This window comes from Tistlia sp. (genome assembly GCF_040905785.1).
Taxonomy (GTDB): Bacteria; Pseudomonadota; Alphaproteobacteria; order Kiloniellales; family DSM-21159; genus Tistlia.
The window spans coordinates 12,967-26,166 of sequence record NZ_JBBDQW010000027.1 but is presented as its reverse complement, the minus strand read 5'-3'; the positions used below and the strand labels follow the sequence as shown (position 1 = coordinate 26,166).

The 13,200-nt window shown below is 71.4% G+C and carries 12 protein-coding genes; 7 read left to right on the top strand and 5 right to left on the bottom strand.

The annotated features are described in order from the left end of the window. The first annotated feature begins 360 nt into the window (after positions 1-360). The 5 genes from WD341_RS06980 (at position 361) to WD341_RS06960 (ending at position 6,088) form a co-directional block, all read left to right on the top strand. Positions 361-1,410 (top strand): BMP family protein, encoded by a 1,050-nt coding sequence (locus WD341_RS06980; protein WP_368424718.1) that lies wholly within the window; start codon positions 361-363, stop codon positions 1,408-1,410. A 202-nt stretch (positions 1,411-1,612) separates the two neighbouring features. After that, positions 1,613-3,202, top strand: coding sequence for an ABC transporter ATP-binding protein (locus WD341_RS06975; RefSeq protein ID WP_368424717.1), 1,590 nt, complete (start codon positions 1,613-1,615; stop codon positions 3,200-3,202). After that, on the top strand, positions 3,202-4,275 hold the full coding sequence (locus tag WD341_RS06970; RefSeq protein WP_368424716.1) for an ABC transporter permease: 1,074 nt from the start codon (positions 3,202-3,204) through the stop codon (positions 4,273-4,275). Before WD341_RS06975 ends, WD341_RS06970 begins: the two co-directional genes overlap by 1 nt. A 3-nt stretch (positions 4,276-4,278) precedes the next feature. Next, positions 4,279-5,214, top strand: coding sequence for an ABC transporter permease (locus WD341_RS06965; RefSeq protein ID WP_368424715.1), 936 nt, complete (start codon positions 4,279-4,281; stop codon positions 5,212-5,214). 64 nt (positions 5,215-5,278) lie between these two features. Beyond that, positions 5,279-6,088, top strand: a complete 810-nt coding sequence (locus tag WD341_RS06960) for an N-acyl homoserine lactonase family protein (RefSeq protein WP_368424714.1) — start codon at positions 5,279-5,281, stop codon at positions 6,086-6,088. Positions 6,089-6,144: 56 nt separating this feature from the next. On the opposite strand, the gene ppaT is transcribed toward WD341_RS06960, so the two are convergent. Continuing rightward, positions 6,145-7,326 carry a pyridoxamine--pyruvate transaminase gene (gene ppaT / locus WD341_RS06955; RefSeq protein ID WP_368424713.1) on the bottom strand — a complete coding sequence of 394 codons (1,182 nt, stop codon included), beginning with the start codon at positions 7,324-7,326 and terminating at the stop codon, positions 6,145-6,147. Positions 7,327-7,437: 111 nt separating this feature from the next. Here ppaT and WD341_RS06950 point away from each other — a divergent pair, with 111 nt between their 5' ends. Next, positions 7,438-9,030 (top strand): GMC family oxidoreductase, encoded by a 1,593-nt coding sequence (locus tag WD341_RS06950; protein ID WP_368424712.1) that lies wholly within the window; start codon positions 7,438-7,440, stop codon positions 9,028-9,030. Continuing rightward, positions 9,027-9,458 carry a hypothetical protein gene (locus tag WD341_RS06945; RefSeq protein ID WP_368424711.1) on the top strand — a complete coding sequence of 144 codons (432 nt, stop codon included), beginning with the start codon at positions 9,027-9,029 and terminating at the stop codon, positions 9,456-9,458. The genes WD341_RS06950 and WD341_RS06945 overlap by 4 nt, the downstream gene beginning before the upstream one ends. Positions 9,459-9,538: 80 nt before the next feature. On the opposite strand, the gene WD341_RS06940 is transcribed toward WD341_RS06945, so the two are convergent. From WD341_RS06940 to WD341_RS06925, 4 genes are all read right to left on the bottom strand, one after another. Then, positions 9,539-10,279 carry an SDR family NAD(P)-dependent oxidoreductase gene (locus WD341_RS06940; protein ID WP_368424710.1) on the bottom strand — a complete coding sequence of 247 codons (741 nt, stop codon included), beginning with the start codon at positions 10,277-10,279 and terminating at the stop codon, positions 9,539-9,541. A gap of 63 nt (positions 10,280-10,342) precedes the next feature. After that, on the bottom strand, positions 10,343-11,365 hold the full coding sequence (locus tag WD341_RS06935) for a TRAP transporter substrate-binding protein (RefSeq protein WP_368424709.1): 1,023 nt from the start codon (positions 11,363-11,365) through the stop codon (positions 10,343-10,345). Between the two features lie 32 nt (positions 11,366-11,397). Next, positions 11,398-12,687, bottom strand: a complete 1,290-nt coding sequence (locus WD341_RS06930; protein ID WP_368424708.1) for a TRAP transporter large permease — start codon at positions 12,685-12,687, stop codon at positions 11,398-11,400. Next, positions 12,684-13,187, bottom strand: coding sequence for a TRAP transporter small permease (locus tag WD341_RS06925; protein WP_368424707.1), 504 nt, complete (start codon positions 13,185-13,187; stop codon positions 12,684-12,686). The genes WD341_RS06930 and WD341_RS06925 overlap by 4 nt, the downstream gene beginning before the upstream one ends. Between the last annotated feature and the right edge of the window lie 13 nt (positions 13,188-13,200).

Below are 13,200 nucleotides of genomic sequence, written 5' to 3'. Positions count from 1 at the left end.
GGCACGAACCGGCTGCCCGACGGCGTCCCCCCGGGCGGCGTTCGTATGGTGCCAGGGGAGAACCAATGGTCGAATTAGGAGTCCGAAATGTACGGTAGCCGGGGGCGAATCGCAAGGTCCCGGGATCGCCGGGGCGCACGGTCCGCAGGCCGGACCGTACGGCGGCCCGCCTGAACGCCCGGCGACCGGCCGCGATTGACATGCCTTGGGCCATTGGTATCATCCTTTGGCGAAGCTCCGCACTAGCGGAACCAATCGCGCAAACGTGACGGGGCGCCGAGGCGGCAGTTGCCTGCCGGCCGGCTCGTCGTCGCGAACGCCGGAAAAGGCGACGGTCAAACGACGACAGAGGAGGTTGGAATGGGCGCAGCTACGGGTAGGTGGGGCATCGCGGCAGCGGCCCTGGGTCTGGCGGTCGGTACGATGGCGGCCGGCACGGCCTTGTCGGCCGAGGTCAAGAGCATCGCGGTCCTGGTGCCGGAGCAGGGCACCGACTACGGCTGGAACCAGCAGGGCGTCGAGGCGGCCAGGGCGACGGCCGAGAAGTTCGGCCTGGAGTTCATCCCGGCCGAGGGGCTGGGCTACGGCGATGTGCGGCCGACCCTGCGCGAGCTTTCCGAGGAGGGCGCCAGCCTGTTGATCGCCCACGCCAGCGGCTACAACACCTCGGCGCCGGAGATCGCCGCCGAGACCGGCACGCCGGTCGCCATCGTCGACCGTCCCGACGCGCTCCAGGAGGGCCTGGTCGCCGACTACACCCTCTACGGCCACGAGGGCGCCTACCTGGCGGGCCAGATGGCCGCGTTGATGACGCGGACCGGCACCGTCGGCATCGTCGTCTCGGGCGAGCCGCCGTCGTGGAACGCCCAGTCGGCCGGCTTCGCCCAGGGCGTCACGGCGACCAAGCCGGACGTCAAGATCATCTACGCCGTGATCGGCCCGGCCGCCTACGCCGACGCGGCCGGCGGCCGCCGCGTCACGGAGTCGGTCATCTCGGCCGGCGCCGACATCATCTTCGGCCAGGGCAACGGCTCGAGCTTCGGCATGATGGAGGCGGTCGAGACGACCAAGGCGACCGACGGCGGACAGGTCTGGTTCATCGACGTGATCGGCGACAAGTCCTCGATCGACAAGGGCAGCCTCCTGACCTCGGTGCTGTGGAACATGGAGCCGGTCTACTCGGCCATGGTCGAGGACCTGCAGAACGACACCTTCGGCACCAAGCACTACAAGATCCAGGTCGCCGACGGCTCGGTCTCGCTGCTCGAGACCGACAACATCCCGGCCGAGGTCTGGTCGCAGGTCTCGGCGACCCGCGACAAGTTCGTCGACGGCTCGATGACCCTGGAGCCGGTGACGGACGCCCAGGCGGTCCGCGCGCTGATGTCGAGCGTCGAGAGCAAGGACTGACGCGACGGCTGGATGGGGCGGGGCGCGAGGTGGCGGGTTTTCCGGCCCGCCCGCCTCGAAGCCCCGCCTGCGGCACCCCGGGCGGCTCGACCGCCGCGGGAACTCTGCTTCATGATGCCTTCCCCGATGGGGACCTGCTGCCGCACGCCGGGGGTGGTCGATGGTTGGTGAGCGTTCCCCAGGGAACGGGATGTCGAGCGAGATGTCGAAGGAGGACGCAGGCGGCGCGGTCGCGATCGCGCTCTCCGGCGTGACCAAGCGCTTTCCGGGCGTGGTCGCCAACGACCGGGTCTCCCTGAGCTTCCGGCGCGGCGAGGTCCACGCCCTGCTCGGCGAGAACGGCGCCGGCAAGTCGACGCTGATCTCGATCCTCTCGGGCATGCAGCAGCCGGACGAGGGCGAGATCAGCGTCGCCGGCCGGCCGGTGCGCATCGCCTCGCCGCGCGCCGCGCTCAAGCTCGGCATCGGCACGGTCTACCAGCACGTGCTGCTGATCCCCAGCCTGACCGTGCTCGAGAACCTAATGCTCGGCGGCGCCTGGTGGCGGCCGCTCGACCGGGCGGCGACGCTGACGCGCTTCACCGAGCTGAGCGCGCTGCTCTCGACCCGCCTCGACCCCGACGCGCCGGTCGGCCGCCTGTCGCTCGGCGAGCAGCAGCAGCTTGAGATCATGCGCGCGCTCTGGCACGGCGAGCTGGTGCTGATCCTCGACGAGCCGACCTCGATGCTGACGCCCCAGGGCGTGCGCGAGCTGGGCGCCGTCGTCGGGCGGCTGCGCGACCACGGCGTCGCCGTGGTCTTCATCACCCACAAGCTCGGCGAGGCCTACGCCCTGGCCGACCGCATCACCGTGCTGCGGCTCGGCCGCGTCGTCGGCGAGCTGGCGCCCGAGCAGCTCCGCGACGCCACCGAGCAGCAGGTCATCGAGGCCGTCATCGGCTTCATGTTCGGCCGCGACGAGCAGGCCGCCGAGCTCGAGGAGACGCTGGCCGGCGAGGCCGAGGCCGCGACTCGCCGCAGCCTCGATCGCAGCGGCCCGCCGGCCCTGGTCCTGACCGGCGCGGCGACCCGGGGCGAGCGCGGCGAATGCCCGCTGCGCGAGGCGACGCTGGAGGTCTGGCCCGGCGAGATCCTCGGCATCGCCGGCGTCGACGGCAACGGCCAGAAGCACCTGGCCGAGGCCCTGGCCGGCCAGCGCGCCTTCGCCGCCGGCTCGATGGTCCTGGACGGCCGCGACATCACCGGCCTGGAGGTCGTGGCGCGCCGCGACGCGGGGGTGCGCTACATCACCGACGAGCGCCTGGGCGAAGGCACGTCGGCAGGCCACTCGGTGGCCGCCAACCTGGTGCTGAAGGAGATCGGGCGGCCGCCCTTCTGGAGTCGGGGCCTGACCCGCTGGGGTGCGATCCACGGCCATGCCCGCGCGCAGATCCAGGAGCACGACGTGCGTACGCCCTCGGAGCGGACCCCGATCGCCAAGCTCTCGGGCGGCAACATCCAGAAGGTCCTGCTCGCCCGCGAGCTCGATCCGGAAGCCCGCCTGGTGATCTTCAACAAGCCGACCTACGGTCTCGACCTGCAGAACACCAAGCTGGCGCGCGACCGGATCCGCGCCGGCGCCGGCACGCGGAGCGCGGCCTTGGTAGTGATCTCGAACGAGCTCGACGAGCTGCTCGAGGTCTGCGACCGCGTCGCGGTGATGGACGGCGGCAGGGTCAAGGGCACCGTCGAGAACGCCCCGGGCGCAGAGGCGGCGATCGGCCGCCTGATGATCGGCGCGGACGCCGCCTGATGTCGGATCGCGCGCTTCCCGCCTCCCGTTCCGCCTCCCGCTGGGGCGGCGTCCTGGTCACGCTCCTGCGCGTGCTGCTGCCGGTGCTGCTGGCGCTCGCCGCCGGCGGCCTGATCCTGCTGTCCTTCGGCAAGGACCCCTTCGCCTACTACGGCTATGTCGTCGAGCGCGGCCTGCTCAGTCCGACCGGCCTGGAGGCCTCGATCACGCGCATGGCGCCGCTGCTGCTGATCGCCGCCGGGCTGATCGTGGCCTTCCGCGCCGGCCTGTGGAATCTCGGCGTCGACGGGCAGTTCCTGCTCGCCGCCGTCTGCGTCGCCGCCCTGGCGCCCCCACTGGCCGGCCTGCTGCCCCATGCCTTGATGCTGCTCGTCTGCTTCGCGGCGGCGGCCCTGGTCGGCGCCGCCTGGTCGGCGATTCCGGCCTACCTGAAGGCGCGCCACGGCATCAACGAGATCATCTCGACCCTGATGATGTCCTTCCTCGGCGTCAGCCTCGCGAACGTGCTGATCAAGATCGTCTTCAACGACCCGACGACGACGGTGCCGCAGACCGAGACCCTGGCGGTCGCGGACCGCCTCGCCCGGCTCGGTGACACGACCGTGCACTGGGGCGTGCTGCTCGGCCTGGCGGCGGTGATCGGGGTCCACTACCTGATGAGCCGCACCGCGCTCGGCCTGAAGTTGCAGATCGTCGGCAGCAACCCGCGCACGGCGATCCACGCCGGCATCGACCTCAAGCGCCTGACCTTCGTCGCCTTCGCCCTGAGCGCCGGCCTCGCCGGCCTGGGCGGCGCCGTCGACCTGCTGGGCGTGCAGGGGACGATCCGGGCCGACTGGAATCCCGCCTACGGCATCGCGGTGATCCCGCTGATCTTCCTGGCCCGCTTCAACGGCTGGGCGGTGATCGCCTTCGTCTTCTTCTTCGCCGTCCTGATGATCGGCGGCGAGAGCGCGGCGCGGCGGCTCGGGGTGCCCAGCTTCTACGTCCTCGTCCAGGTGGCCCTGCTGATGCTCTTCTTCGCCGTCGTGGAGACCTTCGACCATGCCTGGCGCAAGCGGCGGGGGGCCTGAGCCGTGGAAGCGCTGCTGACCACCGTCTTCCTGGGATCGCTGCTGTTCGGGGCGGTCACCGCCGGCGTGCCGCTGCTGCTCGCCGGCCTGGGCGAGCAGATCTCCGAGAAGGCCGGCGTGCTGAACATCGGCCTCGAGGGCATGATGCTGTTCGGCGCCTACTTCGGCTTCGCGGTCGCCTACCAGAGCGAGTCCGTCGCGCTCGGCTTCCTGGCCGGCGGCGCCGGCGGCGTCGCGGCGGCGGCGGTCATGGCGCTGCTCTGCGTGCGGCTGGGCATGAACCAGATCGTCGTCGGCATCGCCATCACCCTCGGCGCCGAGGGGCTGACGGCGCTGCTCCACTACTTCCGCTTCGCGCGCAGCTACCCGCGCCTCGGGCGGATCGAGAGCCTGCCGGTGCCGCTGCTCAGCGAGCTGCCGATCGTCGGGCGCGCGCTCTTCGACCGCACGCTGCTGGTCTACCTGGCGGTGCTGCTGCCGTTCCTGCTGATCCTGGTGTTCCGGCGCAGCCAGTTCGGCCTGAACCTGCAGGCCGCCGGCGACAAGCCCGCCGCCCTCGACGCCGCCGGCGTCAGCGTGCTCGGCACGCGCGTCGCGGCGGTGCTGCTGACCGGCTTTCTCGCCGGCCTCGGCGGCGCCTACCTCTCGATCGTCGGCGGCGGCCTGTTCCTGCCCTTCATGACCGGCGGCGCCGGCTTCATCGCCATCGTCCTGGCGATGTTGGCGCGCGGCAAGCCGCTCTGGGTGCTGTTCGGCGCCTTCCTGTTCGGCGCCAGCCTTGCGCTGACCACGGCGATGCAGGTTGCCGGCGTCAACGTTCCGACCGACGTCATCCAGATGCTGCCCTTCGCCATGGTGATCCTGGTGCTGGTGCTCTTCGCGCGTCACGCCTACCTGCCGCCGGCCCTGGCCCAGCCCTATCACCGCGGGGAACGCTGAGGCCACGGGGACAGGGAACGCCGGGGCGGCGACACGGAATCGAATCGGAAAAGGGAGCGAAACCATGACCGACACGAAAGTCTACCTGCTCGACGGCGGCACGCTGGTGATCGACGGGTTCCACGCCTTCTGGAACCGCGGGCCGGGGGGCGAGCTGCGCTTTCCCTGCTACTCGGTGCTGGTCGAGCACGCCGACGGCCTCTACGTCTTCGACACCGGCTACGACCACGACCACGTGCAGCGCGTGCTGCCTTTCGAGAAGCCCCTGCAGACGCCGGAGCAGACGATCCCCGGAGCCCTGGCCAAGATCGGCAAGCGGCCGCAGGACATCGACTACGTCATCAACTCGCACTACCACTTCGATCACTGCGGCGGGAACAAGTACCTGACCGAGGCCTGCACGCTCTGCCACGCCGCCGAGCTGGAGGCCTGCAGCTGCCACCAGCCCTTCGAGCACCTCGGCTATTCCGACCTCAGCTTCGCGCCGGACCTGGCCAAGGAGAAGACCGCGGCCAAGGATGCCGCCGAGCCGGCGCTGGACATCTACACGCCGCGCTTCGAGACCCTGACCGGCGACCAGGAGATCGCCAAGGGCCTCTGGCTGTTCGAGACGCCGGGCCACACCGCCGGCCACTACTCGATGATGGTCGAGCTGGCGGGCCGCCGGCCGATGCTGTTCACGGCGGACGCCTGCTACAGCCAGAAGAACATGGACATGATGTGCATCTCGTCCTTCCACCTGGACCCGACGGCGAGCCTGCAGTCGATGCAGCGCTTGAAGGACCTGGCCGAGAAGCACGACGCCGAGCTGTTCTACTCCCACGACCCCGACAGCTTCGGCGACTACGTGAAGGCGCCGGGCCACTACTCGTGAGCGAGGGCGCGGCCGGCCGGGCGGGCCCGATCCAGCCCCGCCCGGTCGATCCCCGCCTAGGCGAGTGCCCGGTCGATGACGGCCTGGGCCGCCTCGACGCCGCGGCCGACCTCGGCCGGGAAGCCGAGCGCCTTGAGCGCGCCGCCCAGGGCCGCGACCGCGACCAGGGCATAGACCGGCTCGGCGGTCGGCCCCATGTGGCCGATGCGCAGCAGCTTGTGGAGCGTCTCGCCGCGGCCGATCGAGAGCATCACGCCGTAGCGCCGGCGCGCGGTCTCGACGATGGCGTCGTCGCTGAGCCCCTCGGGCACCTTGACCGCGGTGGTCGTCGGCGAGGCGATCGCCTCGCTCGCCGCCCAGAGCTCGCAGCCCAGCGCCCGGACGCCGGCCCGGCAGGCCTCGGCGGTCAGGGCGTGGCGCGCCCAGACCCGCTCGGGCCCTTCCTCGAGGTAGAGGTCGAGGGCGGCGTCGAGGCCGCCGATCTCGGCCACGGAGGGGGTGAAGGGGAAGGGCTGGTCGCGGCGCCAGGCGTTCTTCCAGTCCTTGAGGCTGAGGATCGAGGCGAAGGGACAGTCGGGATTGGCCTCCATGTGCCGCCAGGCCGCCTCGCTGACCGCGACGAAGGTGATGCCCGGCGTGCCGCCCAGGCACTTGCCCGGGCCGGTGATGAAGACGTCGGCGTGGCAGTCGGCCGGGTGGATGTCCATGCCGCCGAAGGAGGAGACCGCGTCGACGATCAGCAGGGCGCCGTGCGCCTCGACGATCCGGCCGATCTCGACCAGCGGGTTGAGCGTGCCCGAGGGCGTGTCGTGGTGCACGACCGAGACCACGGAGATGTCCGGCCGCTGCTTCAGCGCCGCCGCGACCGCGGCCGGGTCGATGGCCTGGTCGTAGGGCACCTCGATCTCGACCATCTCCTTGTGGTAGCGCGCCGACCAGTAGCCGAAGCCCTTGCCGTAGACGCCGGAGGCGAGGTTGAGCACGACGTCCTCGCGGCCGATCACCGAGGCGGCCGCCGCCTCGATGGCGACCGCCGGCTCGGCCTGGACGATCAGCGCCGGCTCGGGCCAGCGCAGCGCCGCCGCGCACTTGCGGGCGACCCGCTCGTAGAAGTCGAGGAACCAGGGGTCGTAGTCGTAGCCGAGCGGCCGGGCCATGGCCTGCAGCACCTCGCTGTAGCCCTGCACCGGCCCGGCGGTCAGCGTGATCACCGGCTTGCGGAGCGGTTCTTCGGACATGACTGTCTCCTTTCGGAATGTGCTTCAGTATCGTACAAGAATCTTCGTCATGATTCAACACTGACCAAATAAAATGCCAGGACATATCAAGTATTCGCTCGTGTTTTCGCGATGAAGACGCGCGCCTGCGACATCGTCATCGTCGGGGCCGGCTCGGCCGGCTGCGTGCTGGCGGCGCGGCTCAGCGAGGAGGCCGGCTGCCGCGTCGTCCTGGTCGAGGCCGGCGGGCCGGCCTGCGACCCCGACATCGCCGACCCGCTGAAGTGGCCGGCGCTGCAGGGCCGGTCCTACGACTGGGCCTACCGGACCGAGCCGCAGCGCCACGGCGCGGGGCGGGTCCACGCCTGGCCGCGCGGCCGCCTCGTCGGCGGCTCCTCCTGCCTCCACGCCATGGCCCACGTCCGCGGTCACCCGGACGACTTCGAAGCCTGGGCGGCCGCCGGCTGCGCCGGCTGGGGCTACCGCGACCTGCTGCCCTACTTCATCCGCAGCGAGCGCTCGCCCTTCGGTCCCTCGGCCTATCACGGCGACCGCGGCCCGCTGCACCTGCTGACCCCCGATCGGCCCCATCCGATCGTCGAGGCCTACTTGGCGGCCGGCGAGGAGCTCGGCCTCGAGCCGACGCCGGAGCACAACGGCGCGCGCATGGCCGGTCCGACCCTCAACACCTTGACCATCGAGGACGGCAGGCGGCAGAGCGTCGCCGACGCCTACCTGACGCCCGAGGTGCTGGCGCGGCCGAACCTGACGCTGATCACCGGCGCGCTCGCCGAGCGGCTGGTCCTGGACGCGCACGGCCGCTGCCGGGGCGTCGAGCTGCGGCGCGGCGATCGCCTCGAGAGGCTGCTCGCCGAGCGCGAAGTCGTCGTCAGTGCCGGCGCGATCGGCTCGCCGCTGCTGCTGCAGCGTTCGGGCGTCGGCGCGACCGAGGCGCTGCGGGTGGCCGGCGTCGCGCCGCGCCACGCGCTGGCCGGCGTCGGCGCCAACCTGCAGGACCACCTGCTGTCCGGCGGCAACCTCTACCGCGCACGCCGGCCGGTGCCGCCCTCGCGCTACCAGCACTCGGAATCCCTGACCTACGCCAATCTCGCCGGCTCGCGCGGCGCGCCCGAGATCGTCGCCGCCTGCGTCGTCGCCCCGATCGTCACCGAGGCCTTCGAGGCGCCGCCGCCCGGCTCGGCCTACACCCTGATGTTCGGCTTCACCCACCCGGCCAGCCGCGGCTCGGTGCGGCTGCGCTCGGCCGACCCGGCGGCGGCGCCGGCGATCGATCCCAACTACCTCTCGGAGGCGGCCGACCGCGAGCGCTACCTCGAGGCGCTCGACTTCGCGCGCGGCCTGGGTGCCGCGCGGGCGCTCGCGGACTGGCGCGCGGAGGAGCTGCTGCCGCGCCAGGCCGACCTCGGCTCGCGCGCGGCGCGCCTGGCCTTCCTCGAGCGCGCCGCCTTCACCCACCACCACCCGGTCGGCACCTGCCGGATGGGCAGGGGCGACGGGGGCGGAGACGCCGAGGCGGTGGTCGATAGCGACCTGAGGGTTCGCGGCCTGGCGGGCCTGCGCGTGGTCGACGCCTCGGTGCTGCCGACGATCACCACCGGCCCGGTCAATGCCGCGGTGGTGGCGATCGCCGAGCGCGCTGCCGACCTGATCGCCGGGCGGCCGCCGCTGCCGCCGGTGCGCCTCCCGGAGCAAGCGCTGCCATGACCCGGCAGGCCGGGATCTGCCTGTGGGCCGCCCTGCTGGCGGTGGCGCTCTCGGCCTGTGCCGGGGGCGAGCCGCCGGCGGCGATGGCGCCGCTCCGGCTCACGATCGGCAACGACACGGACCAGAGCCTGCGCTGCACGGCGGTGCTCGCGCACTTCATGAGCCAGGACCTGGGCGTCGTGGCGCCCGGCGCCCGCCTGTCGGTGCCGCTGCGGCGGGACTTCGCGAGCGGCGCCCTGGCGCTGGCGCCGCGCGAGGGCCGGGACGTGCCGCTGGAGAACCTGCTGTGCGGCTTGACCGGTGACTGGACGGGCAGCCGCGGCGAGCTGCCGCTGGGCGCCTTGCGCGCTGATCCCGCGGCAAGCTTCGCCGCGCGCTGCGGCCTCGCGGCCGGACGGGTCGCCTGCCGCGTCGAGGCCGTGAGGTAGGCGCGGTCGGCGCGTCGCCCTCCCGCCGTTCGCTCCCGCCTCGCTTCACCCCGAGCCTGTCGAGAGGCCGGCTCCGCCTGCTACCAGCGCACCATGCCGCCGTCGGCGACCAGGGTCTGGCCGGTGATCCAGTGCGCCTCCTCGGAGGACAGGAAGGCGATCGCCGGGACGATGTCCTGGGGCGTGCCGCGGGCCTTGATCGCCTGTAGCATCTCACAGAACTCGAAGGCGTCCTTGTGCGGGCTCTCCTGCACGCCTTCGGTGTCGGTCAGCCCCGGCGCCACGCAGTTGACCGTGATCCTGTCGCCGCCCAGCTCGGTCGCCAGCGCGCGCGAGAAGGTCATGACGCCGCCCTTGGCGGCGACGTAGTGCGCCATGTTCGGCGTGCCGGCGAAGATCGAGTTGGAGCAGAGCGAGACGATGCGGCCGTAGCCGCCCTTGCGCATCGCCTCGGAAGAGGCGCGGCACATCAGGAACAGGCCGTCGAGGTTGACCCGCAGGACCCGGCGCCACTCCTCGAAGGTCAGGTCGTTCCAGGCGACGAAGGGCACGATCGCCGCGGCGTTGACCAGCACGTCCAGCTTGCCGCAGCGCGCGAGGACGCTCTCGTGCAGCCGGGCCACCGAGTCGGGGTCGCCGACGTCGACGCCGACCGCGAAGCAGTCCTTGCCGGCCTCGGCCGCCTTGGCCTTGGCGCCGGCCTCGTTGATGTCGGCGAAGGCGACCGTCGCGCCCTCGCTGGCCAGGCGCAGGGCGGCCGCGCCGCCGATGCCCCTTGCCGATCCCGTGACGATGGCCACCCGGCCGTCGAACCTGCCCATGCTAGCCTCCTCGTTGAACTTTTCGTTGATCTTCTCGTGGATTCTCTTTGCCGGGTGCCGCCCTCAGCGCTTCGCCTCGACGACCTCCAGCAGGCGCTCGTACTCGCCGGCGACCTTCTCGTCCTCGCCCAGGATGCGGTCGCTGACCTCCTTGAAGGTCGCGTCCATGCGGCTCTTGTCCTCGGCGCTCAGCTGCAGGATCTCGCCGCCGTTGTCGAGCCAGGCCTGGTTGGACTTCTCGACGTTGGTGATGCCCCAGGGCAGCACGGCCTGCTCGGCGGCGCGCCCGGCCTCGCGGATCGCCTGTTGGACCTCTTCGGGCTGCGACTGGAACCAGGTCTCGTTGACCACCGCCACCGAGACGATCAGCGAAAACTGCAGGTCGGTCACGTACTTGGCGACGTCGTAATACTTGAAGGCGGTCAGGATCGGCATGCCTGCCAGCATCCCGTCGATGTTGCCGGCCTGCAGAGCCGGCACGACCTCGCTGAGCGGCAGCGGCAGCGGGCTGGCGCCGATCGCCGACATCGGCTGGATCTGCAGCGGCGAGGCGAAGGTGCGGATCTTCAGGCCCTCGAGGTCCTCGAGCGTCGGCGCCGGCTGCTTGGTCAGCACCAGGAAGGGGCTGTTGTAGATCGCGCCGATGATCCTGAGGTCCTTGTCGAGCGCCAGGGTCTCGATGTGGTCGCGGTAGTCGGGGTCGTGGATCACCCGCGCCAGGTGCTCGGGCGAATCGAAGATGCCGGGCGCGTCGAAGATCTGCAGCGTCGGCTCGGTGTTGACCAGGAAGGCGGTCGGCGTGATGAAGGATTCGATGGTGCCGAGCAGCACGCCCTCGGCCATGCGCGGGATCGTGCCGAGCTGGCTGGCCGGGTAGATCTCGGTCGTGATGCCGTCGCCGGCCCGCGCCGCCAGCTCCTCGGCGAAGACCTTCTGCCACTCGTGCTGGACGTCGTTGATGGTGGCGCTGGCCAGCTTCATGACGGTCTGGGCCTGAACCGGCAGAGCGAGAAGCCCGGCCGCGGCGAAGGCGGCCGCGAGCGTGCCGAGACGCCGGCGGGCGAGGAGCGGTGAGCCGAGGGGCATGGTCTGCTTCCTTTCGTTCTTGAGGGGCGCCGTCAGAGCAGCGCGGGGAGCCAGAGGGAGAGCGGCGGCAGGTAGGTGATGACCAGCAGGGTCGCGACCTGCACCAGAAAGAAGCCGAGGACGCCGCGGCAGACGTCCCAGATGTCGGCCTGGAGCACCGACTGGGCGACGAAGAGGTTGAGGCCGAAGGGCGGGGTGAACATGCCGATCGACAGGTTGACGGTCATGACGATGCCGAAGTGGATCGGGTCGATGCCGAGGTGCAGGACGATCGGCAGCAGGATCGGCGTCAGCACCAGGATCGCCGAGGTCGGGTCGATCAGGCAGCCGAGCAGCAGCAGGATCGCGTTGATCGCGAGCAGGAAGACGAGCGGCGAGAGTTCGGCCTGCTGGACCCAGGCGATCAGCGCCTGGGGCACGCCCTCGACGGTCAGGCACCAGGAGAAGAGGGCCGCCGCCGCGACTATGATCAGGATCTGGCCGGTCAGGTAGGCGGCGTCGGAGGCCGCCTCCAGGATCCCGCCCCAGCTCAGGGTGCGGTAGCCGTAGCGCGCCAGCAGCATGGCATAGAAGCAGGCGACGCCGCCGGCCTCGGTCGGCGAGAACCAGCCGAGGTAGATGCCGGCCAACACCAGGACCGGCATCGCCAGCGCGCCGGCGGCATGGACGCTCGCGCCGCGGAAGCCGAGGCGGCCGGCCGCGGCCATCTCGGTCGCGCCGCCCGCCGGCCCGAGGCCGCGCAGCCGCACCCAGAGGACGACGAAGGCCGCCATGGCCAGCGAGATCAGCAGCCCCGGCACGATGCCGGCGATGAACAGCTTGGTGATCGACTGCTCGCCGCTGGCGCCGTAGAGGATCATCGCGATGCTCGGCGGGATTACGATGGCGACCGAGCCGGAGGAGGCGATGAGGCCGAGCGAGAAGCGCTTGCCGTAGCGTGCCGCGAGGAGGTCGCCGTAGAGCGCGCGCCCGGTCGCCGCGACCGTCGCCGGGCTCGAGCCCGAGACGGCGCCGAGGATCGTCGAGCTGGCGATGGCGGTGACGCCCAGGCTGCCGCGCAGGTGGCCGGTGAAGCTCTGGATCCAGAGCACCAGGCGGTCCGAGACGCCGCAGCGGCCCATCAGCTCGCCGGCGAAGACGAAGAAGGGCACGGCCAGCAGGGCGTAGTTCTCGACGCCGCCGAAGAGGATCTGGTGAATCGCCACCGGCGGCACCGACATCACCGTCGCCATGGTCGCGACGGCGGCCGCGAGCAGCACCGAGAAGACAGGAAAGCCCAGCAGGAACAGCGCCACGGGCAGCAGGACCAGGGTCCAGGTCACGGCGCGCGCTCCGGTTCCGGGGCGCCAGCGTCGTCTGAGCGCGACGGCCGGACGGCCGCGTAGAGCGAGAACAGCGCGATCAGCAGGAAGCTGACGACGACCGCGGCGTGGGGGATCGCCATGGGCAGGCCGAGGGCCATCGAGCTCTGGCCGATCAGCATCAGCTTCTGCAGCACCGTCCAGGATTGCAGCGCGACGTAGCCCGAGAGCCCGGCGATCGTCAGGTGCTGGACGATCCGCAGCAGGCGCCGCGGGCCCGGCGGCAGCAGCCGATCGAGGATGTCGAAGCTCAGGTGCCCGCGCCGCGCCGTGGCCAGAACGGCGCCCAGGAAGACCAGCCAGACCATGGCGAACACCAGGATCTCGTCGGAGCCCTGGATCGAGCGGCCGAACAGATAGCGTCCCGCTGCGTTGGCGACGTTGAGCAGCACCATGGCGATCAGCAGGACGCCGAGCAGCTTGCGGAAGACCGAGCCGACTCTGTTCAGCACCTGCGTCATGCTCTCCCCCGGA